This window comes from Candidatus Borreliella tachyglossi (assembly GCF_003076595.1).
Classification (GTDB): Bacteria; Spirochaetota; Spirochaetia; order Borreliales; family Borreliaceae; genus Borrelia; species Borrelia tachyglossi.
Genome location: NZ_CP025785.1, coordinates 762750 through 781805, shown reverse-complemented (window position 1 = coordinate 781805; position 19056 = coordinate 762750). Strand labels below are relative to the sequence as shown.

Genomic DNA, 19056 nt, shown 5'->3' with positions numbered 1-19056 from the left:
TTATAAAATCTCCTTATTATTTAACTTTAATTTCACAAATTCAAGAGCCTCTTTTAATTCAAGTCCATTAATCTGTTCATTTGTTCTAGTTCTAATAGAAATTTTTCCCTCTACCATCTCTTTCTCTCCGATTATAAACATATAAGGTATTTTTTTGACTTGATACTCCCTAATTTTTGCATTCATCCTTGTATTAGAGTCACTATCAAGTTTTATCCTAATACCCTCATCCTTAAATCTAGACAATATCTCTAATGTATATTTTTCTACAATATTATTTACAGGAATAATTACAACTTGAAGAGGTGCTAGCCACACAGGAAATGCCCCACCATAATGTTCTACCAAAATTCCAAAAAATCTTTCAATAGATCCAAGAAGAGCTCGATGAATCATAAAAGGTCGCTTTTCCTTACCATCTTCTGCTGTATAAGTCATTTTAAATCTTTCAGGAAGATTAAAATCAAACTGAATTGTACTCATTTGCCACTCTCGATGCAGAGAATCAATTATTTTAAGATCAATCTTAGGCCCATAAAAAGCTCCGCCTCCCTCATCAATATCATAAGAAATATTAAGATCGCTTAAAGCTTCCTCTAAAACTCGTACAGACATCTCCCAATCATCATCATCCCCTACAGACTTTTCTGGTTTTGTAGAAAGATATGCTTTCAAATTAGTAAATCCAAATTTATCCCACATATAAAGTGCAAATCTTAAAACCTCTTCAATCTCAGCCTTAACTTGCTCATAAGTACATATAATATGAGCATCATCCTGAGTAAATCCTCTAACACGCATAGTTCCATGAAGAACACCTATCTTCTCATAACGATACACAGTACCAAGTTCAGCCCACCTAAACGGTAAATCTCTATAAGAATGCTTTCCAGAATTATAAATCGCAATATGAAACGGACAATTCATAGGCTTAATATAATAGTTACTCCTATCCATCCCTATTTTCTCAAACATACTTTCTTTATAAAAATCTAAGTGCCCAGAGGTTTCCCAAAGCCAAGATTTACCAATATGAGGTGTGAAGAGAATATCATAGCCATTCTTAAAATGTTCCTCTCTCCAAAAATCTTCTATCAAAGCTCTTATCCTAGCACCATTAGGGTGAAAAAATATGAGCCCAGGCCCTATCTCTTCATGTACAGAAAACAAATCAAGCTCTCGCCCAAGTTTTCTGTGATCTCTCTTTTTTATCTCTTCTCGTAAGTTAAGATATTCCTTTAATTCTTTTTCATTGTTCCACAAAGTTCCATAAATACGGGTAAGCATTTTATTCTTCTCATCGCCACGCCAGTAAGCACCAGCAATACTAGTCAGCTTAAATGCCTTCGGATCAATTTTACGCATATTATCAATATGCGGCCCCTTACAAAGGTCAACAAAATTATGGCTTTTATATATTGAAATTTCACCTTCAATAAGATCTTTAATTAAATCTATTTTGTAAGGCTCATTTTTGAAAAGAGTTAAGGCATGCTCTTTAGTTACCATTTCCCTTATAAAAGAACTCCCAGTCTTTAAAATCTCTTTCATCTTTTTCTCTATTGATAAAAGATCATCCTCCGTAATATGTTTTTCGAAGTCAAAATCATAATAAAACCCATCTTTAATTGGAGGACCTATCGCAATCTTAGTATTGGGAAATAACTCAAGTACAGCTTCTGCCATAACATGAGCAACTGAATGTCTCTTCCTATAAAGGATACCATCTTTGTCTAACTCTTCACTCATAATAACACCTTTTAAGCTTTACATACACAAGATACATTTAAACTTTAACAATGCTCACAAATAAACAATAAAATACCTGACTAAAATATACAAAAAAATTAGATAAAATAACAAGAACTAATAAATAAAGTTGCCTAATCCATGGTTACTATAGACTCAATATTAAAATAAAGAGCCATAGCTACAAAGAAAGTAATAGTAGACGACCCACCGTAAGAGAGGAAAGGTAAAGGTATTCCTGTAATTGGCAAGAGTCCCAAAGACATCCCAATATTAAAAGAAGTATGAAAAAATAAAAGACCCAATATACCAGATAAAATCAAGGACAAATATCTATCTTTGCTTTTATTCATTATTATTAAGATCCTGAAGAAAATAAAGAAAAATAATATCAAAACTGTACTAACTCCTATAAAGCCAAATTCTTCGGCAAGGATTGAAAAAATAAAATCTGTACTCTGAGATGGTACATAATTTGCATGAGTATAAGGACCCTTTAAAAAGCCTTTGCCAAAAACACCACCAGAGCCAATTGCAATTTTGACTTGATTTAAATTCCAGCCAGCTCCTTTAAGATCGATATTTGGATCTAAAAACACTAAAAATCTTTTAACTTGATAAGGTTTCATTACTTTTAAAAGCAATTTAGATAAAAAAGCCGAACTTAGTAAAATTGAACTTACAAAAAATATATAAAAATAAGCAAGTCTAATACTTAAATTGTATTTTGAAACGAAAAAACCTACAGTGGAAGATAAAAATACCAAAATTAATACCAATAAAGCTATTTGAAAATAAAAATTATTTGAAAAAATTAAATATAATATATTGCCCATATCCGACTTATATTCATACCAAACTGGTAGTACTACAAAAAAAAATGAAAAAAAGCCTGTTAAAGTAAAATACAATATATAGTATAAATCTATACCAGCAAAAAAAGAAATAAATATAAATACAATCAAGTAAACTACAGCGGTACCAAAGTCAGGCTGCAAAAATACAAGCAAAATAACAGGAGAAATTAAAATAAAAGCAAAAATAAAAACAAAAAGATCGTTAGAATCTCTCCGACTACTGTAAAACCTAGCAAGAGCCAAAATACTAATAATTTTGCCAAATTCTGAAGGCTGCCCCCCTAATTTCCAAATGCCAATCCAAGATCTCGCTCCATTAACAGTAACGCCAAAAAGGGCAGTAAAAATCAAAGAAGCTACCAATAAAAAATATAAAGGATAAGTTATCCCATAAAGAATCTTAAGATTGTATCTTCCTATTATAAAAATTAAAAAAAATCCAACAAGTATCCATATGCTTTGCTTAATATATTCAACTTTTATTAAAGAACCACTAGAAGTATAATCACTAGAATATATAAGCAAAACTCCAACACAAGATATCATCGCCAAACTAAATAATGTCAAGCAATCATAATTTTTTCTAAAAACGGCCATCTACTTATCTAATGTACCATGGTCTATATTCTCTAAGGATATCCTTATAACTTTGCTTAGCAAAGATACCTTGCATCATCAAATCTACAGATTTGGCAGGCCACATATCTGCATTACTTTGTCCTTCAACCAAACTAAAAATAACAACTTGTTCATCAGATGGACCATCATAAGGAGCAAGACCAACAAAAGAACTATTTTCAAGTCCCGTAATACCAGTTTGACCCGTACCTGTCTTTCCTCCAACCTCTACAGCTTTTGTAAGGACTGAATTTCTTGCCGTGCCATAAGTTATAACACTTCGCATATACTTCTTTACAAGCTTAAAAGTATTCTTGCTAATAATATCTGTTTTTCTTAGAATTTCAGGAGAATTTTCAAGAATAATTTCATTAGTATTCCCATTCAAAATTCTATTCACAACTCTTGGTTTGTAAACAACCCCCTCATTTGCAATCATAGCTACCATATTAGCAATCTGAATAGGAGTCGCACTTAAAAATCCTTGACCTATTGAAAAATTTACAGTATCACCACCTACCCAAGGTTGCTTAAAAGTCTTTTCCTTCCATTCTGGACTCGGAAGAAGACCGGATACCTCATTTGGCAAATCAATGCCAGTTTTCTCCCCAAGACCATACTCTCTTGCATACTTAAGTATTTTTTCAACGCCAAGGTATTTAAGCCCCAATGTATAAAAATAAACATTACACGAATGTGCAACAGCCTCTTCCAAATTGACATAACCATGACCAGAACGATTCCAACAATGAAAAACTCTATTACCTACCTTAAAATATCCTGGGCAATGTATTTTTCTATCTTTATCGAGGACTTTTTCTTCCAATATTGCAGTAGTCATAATCAATTTAAAAACAGACGCAGGAGGATAAACCGACTGTATTGCTCTGTTAAGGAAAGAATAATCTTTTTTAGAATGCTTATTGTAAATATCATTCATTGAATAATAAGGATAATTATGAAGCGCCAGAACACCCCCTGTTGAAGGCTTTAGTATCACTACAGATCCATATCTCTCACCTAAAGTATTCTTGGCAAGCATTTGAATATCCTGGTTAATATTTAAAACAATATTATTGCCAGGGGTCATATCCTCTATAATAGAGCCACTGTCAATTTTCCTCTCTCGAGAATCTACCTTATATTTTATTAAACCTTCCTTGCCTCTAATATAGCTATCATAAATTTGTTCAACGCCCAGTTTGCCTATTGTAGAATTATTATCATATCCTTTAACATTATAAAAAGAACGAAGTTCTCGTTGATTAATCTTGCCAACATACCCAATAGGATGAGAATAAGAATCATCCACTGAATAATTTCTTTTAAAAGAATATGTCCATAAAAGTGCAGGATAATAATTTCTTCTCTCAGATATTCTAAATAACATTTCTGGACTAAGTTCAACTATTTCAACATCTCTTAAATACCCTCTAGGAGCCTCAATTTTAGAGAGAATAAACGCCCTTCCAATACCTAGAGTAATGGACAGAAAATCTAACATTTCATCTCTATCCTCAAGAGACATTCCATAATATTGTTCTAAACTAATTTTTAAAACAAATGCTGTAAGATTATTTGCAATAACATTAAAGTTTGAGTCCAAAATTTCACCTCTTGAAGCATTCATTTTCTCCACTCTAGATAAAAGAACTGTTGCTTCTCTATCGTAAAATAAGTGCTTCCCAATCTGCATCTTAAATAAGGTAAAAAGATAAATAAAAAACACAAAGCTTAAAAGAAGTAACCCAAATCTATAGCGTTCCTTAAAAATAACTTTCATTCTAATATTCCTCTCTAAAAGCATAAAGATTTCTCGTAAAATAACTTAAAATTGGATATAAAAAATTTATAAATATTATATTTACAATAAGATTAAGATTAAATATCGTATAATTAAATCCTTTAAGATCAACAAAATCCGCAAAAGACATCGCTACAAACCAAATTATAAATTTTGATAAAATAAAAAACATTGTCATACTAAGCATCCTCTTAGGCAAGATAAACTTAATTTTTCCAAATACATAAAATATCAAAACATAACTAAAAACAAAAAATCCAAGTGGCAATCCAGTAAAATAGTCCATAATAAACCCATGTAAAATGCTTGAGATCAAACCTACATTGAAAACGCAGTTTAGAGAATTAAAAATTAAAAGAATTAAAAATATGTCTACCGAAAAAGAAAAATTAACAGCGAAATAATACTGAAAAATTTGTCCCAAAATTACACTACTAATATAGTATAATACAAAAGATATCACTCTTTTATCCTCTTGTTATCTTTAATCAAAAAAACATATTCTAACTTATCCAGCACTATTACAGGTTCTATTTTAATATTTAAAAGTGAATTATATTCAAGAACATTGAAATGAGTAATTGTACCTATATAAATTCCACTTGGATAATCGCTAAACCCAGAAGTAACAACAGGTTCACCCACCCTTAAATCATTTTCAGCCAACCTATTAACATAATTCATCTCAAGAGCCTTCCCATATCCCTTACCCTCAACAAGACCAATGAATTTGCTATTTTGAATTCTTGCAGAAACAAAATTCTCATAACTAGTTAAAGGTAAAATTCTCGAAGTATCTGCATAAACTCTAACAATTTTTCCAACAAGGCCACTAAATCCATCCTGATAAGCAACAGCGATCATATCTTTTTGAACACCATCATTATAGCCCTTATTAATTGCCATTAAAGATGAAATGTTTGAATAATTTAAATAAATTATTTCAGCTGCAATAAAGCCATTATAGTCTGATAAATAAAACCCAAGCTGTTCCTTAAGTCTAGAATTTTCCTGTCTTAGCACTTGCACATTTTGAGTAACTATCTCAAGTTGCTGTATTCTCTTCTTATATGCTTCTATTATTTCACCATGATCCTTATATTCATTTATTGCTTTAAAAATACTAGAAACAAAATTAAGAAATCCATGCATGCTATCTTGAACATATGAATTCAAACTAAAAACAAAAAAATCATCTTTCTTGCCTTTCTTAGCATCGCTTGAATCATAAATCATAAGGATACTGGCAAATATTAATACAGCTAATACTTTAATAAAATTCTTGAAATCAACAAGAAACTTCATATCTATTCATTAATAAAGCTATATATACTCTTACTAATATCTATCCTATTGGCATAATCATAAAACAAACCCGCTCCAACAGCCACAGATAAAAGAGGATTATCTGCAACATAAACCGGCACTCCTGTCTCTTTTGATAACAATCTATTAAGCCCCTTAAGAAGTGCTCCACCTCCTGTTAATATGATCCCTCGCTCAACAATATCTGTCGCAAGCTCTGGAGGAGTTGCCCCAAGAGTTCTCTTAACTTCATCAACAACAGTACTAATAGGTTCTTGCAAAGACTCCCTTACTTCCATAGAATCAATAATTTGCTTTCTAGGAAGACCCGTAACAGCATCTGTCCCCTTAATATCTATTGTCTCTACCTTCAAATTATGAATATCTGGATAAACATTGCCTATCTTGATTTTTAATTTTTCTGCCGTTTGCTGTCCAATAATGATGTTATGAGCATTCCGCATATACTTTATGATACTCTCATCAAACTCATCCCCACCCGTCCGAATAGCTCTACTTACCACCATGCCACCAAGAGAAATAACAGATATCTCAGTAGTGCCCCCTCCAATATCACATACCATATGGCCTGTTGGCTCAAAAATGGGAATGTCAGATCCAATAGCAGCTGCAAGAGATTCCTCAATAACCTTAACCTCACGCGCACCAGCATTCATAGCACTCTCTTTAACAGCTCTCCTCTCAACTTCCGTAATGCAAGTCGGGACTCCTATTACCATTCTTGGTTTAAAGAATAATTTTTTTCTAGAAAAAATCTGACTTATGAAATATTTAATCATTTTCTCTGTATTCTCAATGTCAGCAATAACACCGTCACGGAGTGGTCTTACAGCCTTAATGTTCTCTGGAGTTTTCCAAAGCATCTTCTTTGCATTACGCCCAACAGCAACTACTCTATTATTCTTAGTAACATCAACAGCAACAACTGAAGGCTCGCTCATCACCACACCATAATCTTTAATATAAACTAGAGTATTGCATGTGCCAAGATCAATGCCAATATCTATCAAAAACGATTTAAATAAATTCAAATCAAGCCTCCCTTAAAAATCTTCCAAGCCAATCTTAAGTCTCTCCCTTGCTTCTTCTAAATAAGGATTAATGCTTAATGCCTCCCTCCAATATTTTCGAGCTTTAGGGTAATCTTTGTCTCTTTTTCTATATATATCTCCTATTTTAACATAAACATTAGGATTTGAACTATTAATTTTTAAGGCTTTATTGTAATAGCTAAAAGCATCTTCATAAGCACCCTTCTCTAAAAAGATATCTCCATACAGTAAATATACCTTTTGCATTAAATTATCATCACTTTTTTCATTCCTAAATGATTTATTCTCTTCTTTCATAAAGTGATTTATATACTCAATACTCTTATCAATATTTCCCATCTTATAATTAACATATGCCAAACTCCAAAGAACAAGATCAGACCTATTTTCCCTGTAAGCTTTTTCAAAAAACTTTAAACTAGCCCTATAGTCTCTTAAAAGTTGATAAGAATATCCTAAATATTCAAAAATATCCTCTTTCATGCTCATAAAGTCAAAACTACTTGAGGATAAGGCTTTATTTAAATATTTGACAGAAAGTTCACTATAGTATTCACCCTTATGAGAATAAGCCTTCCCTAATATATAATAAAGCGAACCCATAGGAATATCATCATTTATGGACATTAAAAATCTTAACCTTTCTATCGCACTATCTAAAAATTGACTTTTTAAGTAAGTATCATTTAACATTAAGGAATAATAAAAATATGAATACCCAAGAAGTAAATTTAGATTAAAATCAAATTTGTTCCCCTTAAGATCATTTTCAGCATAATCTATTATTTCCTTATATTCTTTATTCTCCCAAAGAACAAGCAAATTTACCTCAGTAGGTCCTGCTCTTAAATAAGAATTAGAAAAGGCTTTAAAATAAGATAGAACATAAAAAATAAAGAAACAAAGTACCAAAACCATAAACAAATAAAAAACATATCTGACATACTTTATTCCCATAAAGACTCTCTATAAAATTTAAGTTAACACCCATAAGCCGAGTTCTGTATTACGTCATCATCTATCTTGCTTTTTCATCACTGAAAAAATCATGCAATCCACCCACAAGCGTATCCTCAAGAGCTAAGGAAACTTGCATACTTGATTTTGCTCCCAATGAGGTTTGTCTTGGCCTTACTTATCACTAAATAAGCGGTGAGCTCTTACCTCACCTTTTCACCCTTACCCTAAAAGGCGGTAATTTTCTGTGACACTCTCTTAAGTTTAAAACTCCTAGGCATTACCTAGCATCATGCTCTTATTGGAGCTCGGACTTTCCTCTTAAAATACTCAAGTAGTTTAAGCGATGACTGGGTATCAACTCAAAAAAATACAAAATAAAATATTATTCAATAAGATCTGCCAAACTTCCAGGAATCATTCCCAAACCAACTTCAAATCTCTCCTGATAATAAAGTATTCTACTACAATAAGGGCAGAACTTAATATCATCTGGCTCACGCCTTACCTTGTTTGCGAATTCAACAGGAAGTATCATATGACAACCCTTACAAACATTTTCAACCAAAGGAACTACCCCATTTGATTTATTTCTAATAATTCTTTGAAATTTAAACAAAAAATCTTCGTCCATTCGAGAAGCATATTTTTGTTCCTCGCTCTTTATATCAGAAAGCTTTTGTTCAATCTCTAAAAGCTCAACTTCAAGATCAGTACTCTCGGTAGCATAAATATCTTGTTCACCCTCAAGCTTATTTCTAACCTCTGTTATTTCTTTATCTACCTTTGTCTTAAGTCCAGTAACATGCGTCATTTTCTTTCTAATAATCACCTCATCATCAATGATAGTCTGTAATTCTTTCTCAAGGGCCTCATATTCCCTTTGAGTTTTAATGCTATCAATTTTTTCTTCTGCTTTACTCTTTCTCGCATTAATGTCTTGAATATCTAATTTTAAAGACGCGTCATCTTTTTGATAGTCTTTAAATTTGAGCTGTAATTCAGCAAAAGCCTCAATAAGTTCATCAATTTGAGTTTTCTTGACTTGCAAATATTTGGGTATAACCTTTTGTCTTTCCTCAAGCTTGAACTTAACTTTATATATGCCTTCAAGGTTTTTCAATATCTCAATATTACTTTTCATGAATCCTCCTTAATTTAAATCTTCCAAATAATCTTTAAGCTTTTGAGTCTTCTTAGGGTTCTTAAGTCGCCTTAAAGCCTTAGATTCAATCTGCCTAATTCTTTCTCTTGTAACATTAAAATGAAGTCCAACTTCTTCAAGTGTTAAAGAATATCCATCCTCAAGACCAAACCTCATCTTGACAACTTCTTGCTCTCTCTCTGGAAGAGTACCAAGAATTGATCTTATTTGATCCTGCAAAACAACAAAAGATGTGTGATTTGCTGGATTTTTGATTGCCTTATCCTCAATGAAATCACTAAGCACAGAATCCTCTTCTTCCCCAATTGGAGTTTCAAGTGACACAGGCTCTCTTGAAACATTTTTTACAGTCTTTACCTTTTTAAGATCCCACCCAAGTCTAGTTGAGAGCTCCTCATCTGTTGGATCTTTACCCAACACTTGAACTAAATACCTTGTTTCTCTATTTAACCTATTTATTTGCTCAATCATATGAACAGGGACACGGATTGTACGTGCCTGGTCTGAGATTGATCTTGTTATTGCCTGACGAATCCACCATGTAGCATAAGTAGAAAACTTAAATCCTCTCTTGTACTCAAATTTTTCGACTGCCTTAATTAAACCAATATTGCCCTCTTGCACAAGATCAAAGAAATGCAAACCCCTGTTAGCATACTTCTTAGCAATGCTTACCACAAGCCTTAAATTAGCCTTAATAAGCTGATCTTTTGCATGTTGCATCATCTGCTTACCCTTAAGAATTTCCTCAGACATGCTTATTATCTTATCCATTGGATATTCATAATACATCTCAATTCTCTCAAGTTCCTTTTGAGCAAGCTGTGCCTCTGTAATCTGTTCCTTAACTAAGTCTTCACGCATATTTAAAGATTTTTCTATTTTCTCCCGTTTTTCAGGAATAGCTAAATCTCTCCCAAGAATTCTAAGATTCCTTATTTTATCTATCTTCAATCTATCCAATATGGATTTTTGTTGCCTCTTTAAATCTTTTATCTTGCTAGCAGAGTCAATATAATCATCTGAGAAAATTCGTAACTCTTCCTGATACAAAGGAACAGACTTAAGCATTTCTTTTATAGCAAGCCTCTCATTAGTGATACTTTCTTCAAAAATATCTTCCCCAAGCTCATATAATCTATGCTTATTTTCAATATAACCTATCAAACGTTCCTGAAATGGCTTTAGTGAAACCTTGTAAAAAGAAGTGATTCTTTTTTTTTTGTTATAGTAATCCGCATTATTATCCTTTTCCCTATCTTTCTCCTTCTTAAAAAACTCTTCCCTTTCTACTCTCGAATAAATAGCATTAACCAAATTATAATAATTCTCTATAACAAGCCCTTCATTCTTAAGAATGTTCTCAATGATACTCTCACCAGAATCCATTTGTTTTGCAAGTTCAACCTCCTGATTTCCAGTCAGCAAAAATTCCTTTCCTATTTCTTTTAAATAAAGTCTTATTGGATCTTCAGAATTATTATCTTTTAGTAACCCACTCTTAACATACCCGGAATTAAAATCTTCCTTTTCTAAAGCCTCAGCCTCATCCTCAAATTCATCCAATTTATCATCATCGTCAATTTCATCGTCACCTGAAACATTATGATTTAAAATCATACCCTGGCTATCAACTCTATTTGTCTCGCCTAATTCATCATGAATATCAAAATCACCATCACAGTCTTCTACTACCATCTTTTTATTAATCAAGCTTATCCCCTCATCTTCAAGAATTCCATAAATACAATCAATATTTTCAGGTTCCAGCATATCTCCTGAGAGCAAAGTAGACAAATCTCCAAATGTAATCACTTTCCTGCCATCTACATAACTTAAGATAGCTCTTATTAATTTTGAATTCTTCTTTCGAAAATATTGCAAATCTTTATTCTCTACACTATTCATCTAAATATATCCTCAAGTCTTTTATTTGCATATTCAAAAACATCAATTCTCTTATTTGAGTCTTAGCATCTATTAAAGAATTATTTCTGCTCATTTCCCTAAAAACCAAAATACGATCCTCTAAACTCCTTTTTTTAATTGCAACTAAAATCTGTATAACCATCTCCTTATCTACTTCAAACTCTACGCTTAACATATCTTGAAAAAACCCTTCACTAACGCCATATTTATCTCTTAAAAACTCTTTTAAATTAAGTAATGAAAAGGCTTCATTAGTATCAAACAAGTCTTCAAAGCACATAAAAACTTTTCTTACATCAATATCGTGTAAGTCACTATCACTAATATTACGCCTTATTATATTAAAATAATTAAAGTCTTTCAATAAGCCAATCACCAAATATCTCTCATAGGTATTTGTATTATAAGAATATGATTTCCTCTTCAAACTATCAATTGCATTCCTTTCTCGCATATTATAGTAGTCTTCTCTTAAAGTTTCTAATTTAATACCAACCCTACTCTCAAGCTTTGCCAAAAGCATATCTCTTTGCGTATTAGTATTTGATAAACTTATTAACTTTATAAACAAACCAACCATTTCATTTAGATCTGCTATTTTACTTAAATCATATTTAACAGAATATTTATCCAAAAGATAATCAAATGCCTCGCAAGTATCCTTAAGCATCTCTTTTAAATAATGCCCTCCCTCATTCTTCAAAACATCCGCAGGATCTACTCCATCCTTCATATTAATTACACTTATATGCATATCAAATGGCAAACAAACTTGATAAGCCTTAAAGGTTGCTAAAAGTCCCGCAGAATCACCATCAAAACACATTACTATTTTATCCGCATATCTTCTAATCAAAGCAAGATGCTCCTTTGAAAAGGCCGTGCCAAGTGTAGAAACCGCAATTTTTACACCAGCTGTAAAAAAAGAGAGAACATCCATATAGCCTTCTGTTAATATTACAGATCTACTTCCCTTAATTGCAGAAAAGCCTTCATAGAACCCATAAAGTAATTCTTTTTTTTTAAAAGCTTCTGTTTCGCTTAAATTAATATATTTAGACCCCTTACCTCCTACTAAATTTCGACCTCCAAATCCTACCACATTACCTTTAAAATCTCTGATTGGAAAAATCAATCTGCCAGATAAAATTGAAAACTTTTGGTTTCTCGCTGAAAACAACCCACTTTTGCTTAATATATCAGTAGAATATCCCCTTGAAATCAAAAAATCATAAAAATTAGCCCCATCCTTAGCATCAAATTGCAAATAACCAATATTAAATAGATTAATAACTTCCTCAGATATTCTTCTCTCTTTAGAAATATAATTCAAAACTTCTTGATTATTGCGAAATAAAAACAAAAAGAACCTAACCAGCTTAGAGTTTAATTCATATATTTTTGAAATTATTTCCTTACTCTGTCTTCCATTTTCAGTTCCTCTGTCTTTCTTGGTGCTGTCATATGGTATTCCTATCCTACTGCATAAAGACTTAACAGCATCACTATAATTAAGTTTTTCAATATCCATTAAAAACCTTATGACATCCCCACCCTTCTTACATCCAAAACAATAAAAAAACCTTTGATCAGGGGATACAGAAAAAGAAGGTGTCCTTTCAGCATGAAAAGGGCAAAGCCCCTTATAAGATGATCCCGATTTAACCAATTTAACACGTTCACCTATAAATTCTACGATATCTACTCTATCCTTAATTAAATCTATAACTTTAGCAAACTCCATACCCTTTAATCCTTAGTAACAAAATTATGAATATAGCTATTTGTAGCTAAAAGATGATCCCTATAATGTGAAGAAAATTTATGAGTTCCAGCCTTAGGGTCTTTTACAACAAAAAATAAATAATTTGTACTATCTGGGAAAAAGGCTGCCCGCAGAGATACACTCCCAGCATTAGAGATCGGACTTGGTGGATAACCTTTATTCACATAAGTATTATAATCAGATTTGATTTCTAAATCTGCAAAATAAATCCTTTTAGGGTGAGGTTTTTTAAGCTCTTCAGTGATAATATATTCAATTGTAGCACAAGACTGCAGTGGCATATTAGAGCTAATTCTATTATAAAAAACAGATGCCATGACTGCTGCCTCAGTCTTAACCCTATACTCACGCTCAACAATAGAAGCAATGATTACTCTGTTATAAAGCTCTTCACTAGAATAAGACCTATAATCTATTCCAATAGAAACAAGTTTGCTAAAAAAATTGCCAACAAAAACTCGAATTATTTCTTTCATATCCATACCCCTATAAAATTTATAAGTATCCGGAAATAAAAACCCTTCAAGAGATTCATAACTAAGTCCAAACTCGCTAATAAATCTGATATCATTTATCAAATCAACAAAATTCTGAATATCCTCAATAATACCAAATTTATTGAGCTTTAAAGCTATCCTTCTACTGGTATATCCCTCAGGTATTGTAATCCCAATGTCCAGCACAGGACTTCCCTTCAAAATCTCTTTATATACATCAAAAGTTGAACAATTGCTACTAATTAAATACTTTCCTTCTTTAAAGTTTTTATCACTACCAAAAAGATAGGAAATAGCTATTAATAATTTCTCAGACCTAATTAATCCTTGTCTTTTAAGCTCCCCAGCAATTTTCTTCACCCCCCAACCTTTTTGAACCTCAAATTCATATACCAACTCAGATTTAAACGGAGAAGAATTTAAGAAATATAAAAAACATACAAAGACCAAAATAACAATAAGCAACGTAAAAAAGGAAATAAAAAAATTTTTCATTACCATAAGAATTTAAAATCTCTTTTTTAAAAGAGAATCACCCTTCCATGATTTCAGGCAAATTATAAATATTAATTAAAAGTTCTACTAGAATGAACTTCAAAATATACCTTACAAAGTAAATATACTTAAAGCCCACTCAATAAGTCAAACCCTCGAGATCGATCGCAGTTAAATTGGGGAGGGTGGGATTCGAACCCACGTAGGCAATGCCAACAGATTTACAGTCTGCCCCGGTTAACCACTTCGGTACCGCCCCAAAAAGCCGACTGTCGGATTCGAACCGACGACCTGCGGTTTACAAGACCGCTGCTCTGGCCAGCTGAGCTAAGTCGGCATAACACTAATAGTTAGTCTATAAAAATAAAATTTATTAGTCAATAGTGGTCTTCAAAAATAAATCACTTACATACCAACAGAAAGAACACTTTTTATAAAAAAAGCACAAAAACAAACGAGAAAACTAAAAATCAAAATTCCGTAACTTCTATTTTTTTTCCTTATAAGCAGATAAAAAAATATTAATCTAGTAGCCTCAAGCGCAAAGGAAACAGAACTCAATACAATTGCGAATTCAAGAGAAAACTTTTGAAAAGGATACATGAAAATATTATAAGCACCAGCCAAAAACATAAATAGGCTAAGCAAAGAATTGAGAAATAATATAACTACTAAACCTCTAATAAAAATTGATAATAACTTTAGATTATCTGTTTTCAAAGTTTTCACAATAATCTATAAATTCTCAACTATAAAAAGCGCTTGACTCACTATAGATAGCACATTTCCAATAACAAAGGCTAAACTAATTTTTTCATTATCTACTGCAGATAATTTATAAGAGATATTTAAAGCACTTTGTATAAGGGCATTATTATTTTCCAAAAGAGCAACATATTTTTTCTTAAGATCAATAAAATAATCTGTGAAATTAATCACTAGACTTTCAATAGTATTAATTTCGTTTAAACATCTCTCCAAAATTTTCTCCCTATAAGAATCATCATCTTTATCATCTCTTTTATATTTTTCATATTCCTCATTTCTATAATGAAGCTCAAAACAAACATCATAAATTTCCTTTCTTAAAGTATTAATATTTTTCTCAAGACTAATAAATGAATTCCTTAAGTCAACATTATTTACAAGAACTACATTGTTTACGATCTTTAATACCTCCATCATTGTTATATCATAAATAGTTTTAAAGAATTCATTAAGAAAGTAAAGCTTTTTAAAATTAGAATATTCAAGATCAATTCCTTTAAATATTAAATTATTTACATCTAAAATAACACTATAATTTTTAATTAAACTTTTAATTTCCCTATTCATAAGAGCTTTTAAAGTCGAACTGTGCTTCTTCACAATTTGACCATTAACATTTAAAAACAAAATATTTTCATAAAAGCTTCTTATATCTAGGTAAGGAATATACTTCTTAGGTTTCAATACTGGATTTTTATAATAAATTTTAAAAACATCCAAATAAGGCAAAGTTTTTGCCAAGCTAATAATTTTTGACATAATGCTTACAATACTTTTAAATGCAGAATCAACCTTTAAAAGACTCTCCTCACTCAAAATTCCATCTTCATCTGATTCCATTATGAAAAAATAATTTTTAATAATAATTCTTAGGATGTCTTCATTTACTTCAATACTTCGTAATGTATGCAAAAGATCAAATAAACCACTGAAATACTTGTCAACACTCTCAAAACTAGCACTAATTGCATTATCAAGATTGACAGCATCCAAATTTTCAATGTCATCTAAAAACTCTATATTGAAAAAGGAAAAAAAAGACTTGTAAGGAAAAAATGCAAAACTATTTAGAACATAAAAAAATTCAAATATATCTTCTACCATTTTATAAGTTTGTAAAGAAATTGAATTAATATAATTACTAATTTTTGCTTTAATAGCTTCTTCTAAATCATTCTGACTTTTTTCTTTTTTTAAGAATTTCTCATATTCTCCAGATTCTAAAAAATCTTCCATTTTATGCTTAAAATTGGGTATCTTGCTCTGAATAACTTCAAGCATTGTTTGCTCAACAACATTTCCGTTCTCTAACATCCTAAAAAATTCTTTAAGCTTCACTGAATGACGATAAAGGGCAAAAAACATCTCTACAAAACCCATATGTAGATATCCCTTCCTAAAATCTATTACGGGATTTTTGTAAACATAATTAACGCTATTTTCCAATCTTTTTAGAATGTAGATCTTATAAATATCTTCTTTGCGCCTTTCTCTTTGAAAAAAATTTAAAATACATATCCATACCCTTACCAAGAATGATTCCCCCATGAAATGTTCTGAGAGATAATCCTCAACCTGAGCTGCAGAATCTGAATCTAGACGATTAGAATTATTTGTAAACAGTCCTGAAGAATTTAAACTTAAATTTTTTTTAATTTCTCTTATCAATCTATCCCTTGAATCTTTTGGAAGCCTATCAATAGAAGCATAGATACTAATATCATTCTTGTTCATAAAACCTCATTTATAAATTATCAAATCAAAATATAATAAACATTCCTTAAAAATTTAAGAACAACCTAAAATTATAAACTAGTTCTTTTAAAAAATAATATTTCAACTATAATATATTTCTATATGAATTTAGGAACTAATAGTCAAGATATAATGAAAATTGGTAAAATCTTCAATAGTAATAACTATGAGTTTTTCCTAGTCGGAGGTGCCTTAAGAGACTTACTACTTAAGAAAACGCCTTATGATTTTGACTTTACAACAAATGCAACTCCAGAAGAAATAATACGATTATTTCCAAATAACATACAAACGGGTATAAAACATGGAACAATAAGCATAATTTTTAATAAGAAAATTTTTGAAATCACTACTTATAGAATAGACCAAGATTATGAAAACAAAAGGTCTCCTAAGAAAATAGAATTTACAAAAACCTTAAATGAAGATCTGCAAAGAAGAGATTTTACAATAAATTCTATTGCAATGGACATACTCAACTGCAAAATACTAGACTACTATTACGGAATAAGAGACCTTAATAAAAGGCTAATAAAATGTATAGGTGATCCGAACAAAAGGTTAGAGGAAGATGCTCTTAGAATCTTAAGAGCAGCAAGATTTGCATCTACTCTTGACTTTATAATTGACAAGAAAACCTTAATTTCTATGAAATACAAAAAAGAAAATATTTTGGCTTTATCTAAAGAGAGAATAAACAATGAATTTATTAAACTTTTAGAAGGAAAAAACCCAATAAAAGGGATCTATTATCTACAAAAAATAAATTTCTTCAAATACTTTTTTAATATAGAAATAAATAAAAAGATAAAAAATAGAATTATTCTTCTCGAAAGAAAAAAATTTCATTTAAAGGCAATAGTTATGCTCACAATAAAAAAAGACATATCATCTTTAAACGAAAAATTGAAATTACTCAGGTTTTCAAACAAAGACATAAAATTAATATTATTTTACCGATCCATCATTGATGAAATCAACACTCTAAAAATTAAAAATTTAAGCGATGCTAGGATCCTACTTAGCAAAGCCACCAAAGAAAATTACAAGGAAATATTTGATATATATAGATCCCTTAAAGGCAAAGATCATAAATTTAAATTCATAATAAATAAGATAAAAAGTAAAAAGCTACTAAACAATCCATTATCTTTGAAAGAATTAGAAATAAATGGAAATGACATCAAAAATCTTACAGTAACAGAAACCAAAAATATCGGACAAATCTTAAATGATTTACTAAAAAAGGTATTAAATAATCCCAAATTAAACAAAAAATCAATTCTCATACAAAGCGTAAAAAATATTAAAGATCAATATTCTCAATATTCTTAAGTGCCATCTCAGCTGCTCTCATTTCGGCTTCTTTCTTAGACTTACCTCTGCCATTTGAGACAAATTTCTCATTTACATAAAGTTCTACACAAAAAACCTTATTATGATCCGGACCTGATTCTTTAGCTAATTTATAACTTGGTGAAATCTTATATTTCTTCTGAACATATTCCTGAAGAAGACTCTTATAGTCCTTAAAGTCGCCACGATTAAACATCAACCTTATGTGAACATCAAAAAGTTCTACCACAAAAGCCGAAGCTTTTAAAAATCCACCATCAAGATAAATCGCACCAACAAAAGCCTCAATAGCATCCGCTAAGATGCCTTTCTTATTGCGTCCATCATTACTCTCTTCCCCCCTACCAAGCAAAAGATAGCTACCAAGCTCAAGTTCTCTCGCAATACTAGAAAGAGAATCTTCACTAACAATATAAGACCTAGCTTTACTAAGCTCCCCCTCGCTCTTGTCAGGATAAAACTTATATAAATAGTCTGTAATAATAAGATTAAGAACAGAATCCCCTAAGAATTCCAATCTCTCATTATTGGTAGATTTTTGTTCCAGTTCATTCGCATATGATGAATGACTTAAAGCTGTATTCAGCAAATCAGTGTCATCAAAATCGATATGCAAATTCATTAAAAACTCATCTAATTGCCTTTTTCGATCTCCATCAACCTTCACTGTAACAGAATTCCCTACCATCTAATTCTTTCTCTTATCAATGAATGTAACAACATCACCTACTGTTTCAAATTCACTAGCCTCATTTTCTGGAATTTTATCATCAAATGCTTCTTCCAATAAATATAAAAGTTCATAAATATCAAGACTGTCAGCACCAAGATCCTCAACAAACCTAGATTCCATTGTAATTTCATCTTCCTTTTTATCAAGCTGTTCAGATATAATAGACCTAACCTTTTTAAAAATTTCACTTTGTTCCATAAACACATATT

16 protein-coding genes, 2 tRNA genes and 1 other RNA gene are annotated in these 19056 nt (G+C 31.0%); 1 reads left to right on the top strand and 18 read right to left on the bottom strand.

All coding sequences use genetic code 11. From position 1 onward, the window contains the following. From thrS to CR532_RS03705, 16 genes are all read right to left on the bottom strand, one after another. A complete protein-coding gene (gene thrS / locus CR532_RS03780; protein ID WP_108729471.1) occupies nucleotides 1-1749 on the bottom strand; it encodes a threonine--tRNA ligase in 1749 nt (582 codons plus the stop codon). A 134-nt stretch (nucleotides 1750-1883) separates the two neighbouring features. Next, the gene (rodA, locus tag CR532_RS03775; RefSeq protein WP_108729470.1) at nucleotides 1884-3203 is read right to left on the bottom strand and encodes a rod shape-determining protein RodA; all 1320 of its coding nucleotides are present in this window, start codon (nucleotides 3201-3203) and stop codon (nucleotides 1884-1886) included. A 4-nt stretch (nucleotides 3204-3207) separates the two neighbouring features. Then, the gene (gene mrdA / locus CR532_RS03770) at nucleotides 3208-5007 is read right to left on the bottom strand and encodes a penicillin-binding protein 2 (RefSeq protein WP_108729469.1); all 1800 of its coding nucleotides are present in this window, start codon (nucleotides 5005-5007) and stop codon (nucleotides 3208-3210) included. Nucleotide 5008: 1 nt separating this feature from the next. Then, the gene (locus CR532_RS03765) at nucleotides 5009-5491 is read right to left on the bottom strand and encodes a rod shape-determining protein MreD (protein WP_108729468.1); all 483 of its coding nucleotides are present in this window, start codon (nucleotides 5489-5491) and stop codon (nucleotides 5009-5011) included. Next, a complete protein-coding gene (gene mreC / locus CR532_RS03760; protein WP_108729467.1) occupies nucleotides 5488-6333 on the bottom strand; it encodes a rod shape-determining protein MreC in 846 nt (281 codons plus the stop codon). The genes CR532_RS03765 and mreC overlap by 4 nt, the downstream gene beginning before the upstream one ends. A 2-nt stretch (nucleotides 6334-6335) precedes the next feature. Beyond that, a complete protein-coding gene (locus tag CR532_RS03755) occupies nucleotides 6336-7385 on the bottom strand; it encodes a rod shape-determining protein (protein ID WP_108729466.1) in 1050 nt (349 codons plus the stop codon). A 12-nt stretch (nucleotides 7386-7397) separates the two neighbouring features. Then, nucleotides 7398-8363, bottom strand: a complete 966-nt coding sequence (locus tag CR532_RS03750; protein ID WP_108729465.1) for a tetratricopeptide repeat protein — start codon at nucleotides 8361-8363, stop codon at nucleotides 7398-7400. Nucleotides 8364-8380: 17 nt separating this feature from the next. After that, nucleotides 8381-8726, bottom strand: an RNA gene (gene rnpB, locus CR532_RS03745) — RNase P RNA component class A. Nucleotides 8727-8748: 22 nt separating this feature from the next. After that, nucleotides 8749-9507: a zinc ribbon domain-containing protein gene (locus CR532_RS03740; RefSeq protein ID WP_108729464.1), complete on the bottom strand. Its 759-nt coding sequence runs from the start codon at nucleotides 9505-9507 to the stop codon at nucleotides 8749-8751. Nucleotides 9508-9516: 9 nt separating this feature from the next. Further along, nucleotides 9517-11436, bottom strand: a complete 1920-nt coding sequence (rpoD, locus tag CR532_RS03735) for an RNA polymerase sigma factor RpoD (protein WP_108729463.1) — start codon at nucleotides 11434-11436, stop codon at nucleotides 9517-9519. Continuing rightward, on the bottom strand, nucleotides 11429-13201 hold the full coding sequence (gene dnaG, locus CR532_RS03730) for a DNA primase (protein ID WP_108729462.1): 1773 nt from the start codon (nucleotides 13199-13201) through the stop codon (nucleotides 11429-11431). The genes rpoD and dnaG overlap by 8 nt, the downstream gene beginning before the upstream one ends. Before the next feature lie 5 nt (nucleotides 13202-13206). After that, nucleotides 13207-14241: an endolytic transglycosylase MltG gene (gene mltG, locus CR532_RS03725; protein WP_108729461.1), complete on the bottom strand. Its 1035-nt coding sequence runs from the start codon at nucleotides 14239-14241 to the stop codon at nucleotides 13207-13209. Between the two features lie 171 nt (nucleotides 14242-14412). Further along, nucleotides 14413-14494 (bottom strand) — tRNA-Tyr (locus CR532_RS03720). Between the two features lie 4 nt (nucleotides 14495-14498). Then, nucleotides 14499-14572 (bottom strand) — tRNA-Thr (locus tag CR532_RS03715). Between the two features lie 68 nt (nucleotides 14573-14640). Next, nucleotides 14641-14964, bottom strand: a complete 324-nt coding sequence (locus CR532_RS03710) for a hypothetical protein (protein WP_108729460.1) — start codon at nucleotides 14962-14964, stop codon at nucleotides 14641-14643. Between the two features lie 6 nt (nucleotides 14965-14970). Beyond that, nucleotides 14971-16737 carry a DUF5312 family protein gene (locus tag CR532_RS03705; protein ID WP_108729459.1) on the bottom strand — a complete coding sequence of 589 codons (1767 nt, stop codon included), beginning with the start codon at nucleotides 16735-16737 and terminating at the stop codon, nucleotides 14971-14973. Nucleotides 16738-16860: 123 nt separating this feature from the next. Between CR532_RS03705 and CR532_RS03700 the strand changes: the two genes are divergently transcribed. Beyond that, nucleotides 16861-18093, top strand: coding sequence for a CCA tRNA nucleotidyltransferase (locus CR532_RS03700; RefSeq protein ID WP_108729458.1), 1233 nt, complete (start codon nucleotides 16861-16863; stop codon nucleotides 18091-18093). Here CR532_RS03700 and rnc read toward each other — a convergent pair. Both rnc and acpP read right to left on the bottom strand, forming a co-directional pair. Beyond that, on the bottom strand, nucleotides 18065-18802 hold the full coding sequence (gene rnc, locus CR532_RS03695; protein WP_108729457.1) for a ribonuclease III: 738 nt from the start codon (nucleotides 18800-18802) through the stop codon (nucleotides 18065-18067). The genes CR532_RS03700 and rnc overlap by 29 nt on opposite strands. After that, nucleotides 18803-19045 carry an acyl carrier protein gene (gene acpP, locus CR532_RS03690; protein WP_108729456.1) on the bottom strand — a complete coding sequence of 81 codons (243 nt, stop codon included), beginning with the start codon at nucleotides 19043-19045 and terminating at the stop codon, nucleotides 18803-18805. Nucleotides 19046-19056: the final 11 nt, after the last annotated feature.

What these genes read in the sequence shown, in the direction of transcription:
- acpP (WP_108729456.1), bottom strand. Translation starts at nt 19,045, where the DNA reads ATGGAACAAAGTGAAATTTTTAAAAAGGTTAGGTCTATTATATCTGAA.
- mltG (WP_108729461.1), bottom strand. Translation starts at nt 14,241, where the DNA reads ATGGTAATGAAAAATTTTTTTATTTCCTTTTTTACGTTGCTTATTGTT.
- CR532_RS03750 (WP_108729465.1), bottom strand. Translation starts at nt 8,363, where the DNA reads ATGGGAATAAAGTATGTCAGATATGTTTTTTATTTGTTTATGGTTTTG.
- rnc (WP_108729457.1), bottom strand. Translation starts at nt 18,802, where the DNA reads ATGGTAGGGAATTCTGTTACAGTGAAGGTTGATGGAGATCGAAAAAGG.
- mreC (WP_108729467.1), bottom strand. Translation starts at nt 6,333, where the DNA reads ATGAAGTTTCTTGTTGATTTCAAGAATTTTATTAAAGTATTAGCTGTA.
- rpoD (WP_108729463.1), bottom strand. Translation starts at nt 11,436, where the DNA reads ATGAATAGTGTAGAGAATAAAGATTTGCAATATTTTCGAAAGAAGAAT.
- thrS (WP_108729471.1), bottom strand. Translation starts at nt 1,749, where the DNA reads ATGAGTGAAGAGTTAGACAAAGATGGTATCCTTTATAGGAAGAGACAT.
- rodA (WP_108729470.1), bottom strand. Translation starts at nt 3,203, where the DNA reads ATGGCCGTTTTTAGAAAAAATTATGATTGCTTGACATTATTTAGTTTG.
- mrdA (WP_108729469.1), bottom strand. Translation starts at nt 5,007, where the DNA reads ATGAAAGTTATTTTTAAGGAACGCTATAGATTTGGGTTACTTCTTTTA.
- CR532_RS03705 (WP_108729459.1), bottom strand. Translation starts at nt 16,737, where the DNA reads ATGAACAAGAATGATATTAGTATCTATGCTTCTATTGATAGGCTTCCA.
- CR532_RS03740 (WP_108729464.1), bottom strand. Translation starts at nt 9,507, where the DNA reads ATGAAAAGTAATATTGAGATATTGAAAAACCTTGAAGGCATATATAAA.
- CR532_RS03700 (WP_108729458.1), top strand. Translation starts at nt 16,861, where the DNA reads ATGAATTTAGGAACTAATAGTCAAGATATAATGAAAATTGGTAAAATC.
- dnaG (WP_108729462.1), bottom strand. Translation starts at nt 13,201, where the DNA reads ATGGAGTTTGCTAAAGTTATAGATTTAATTAAGGATAGAGTAGATATC.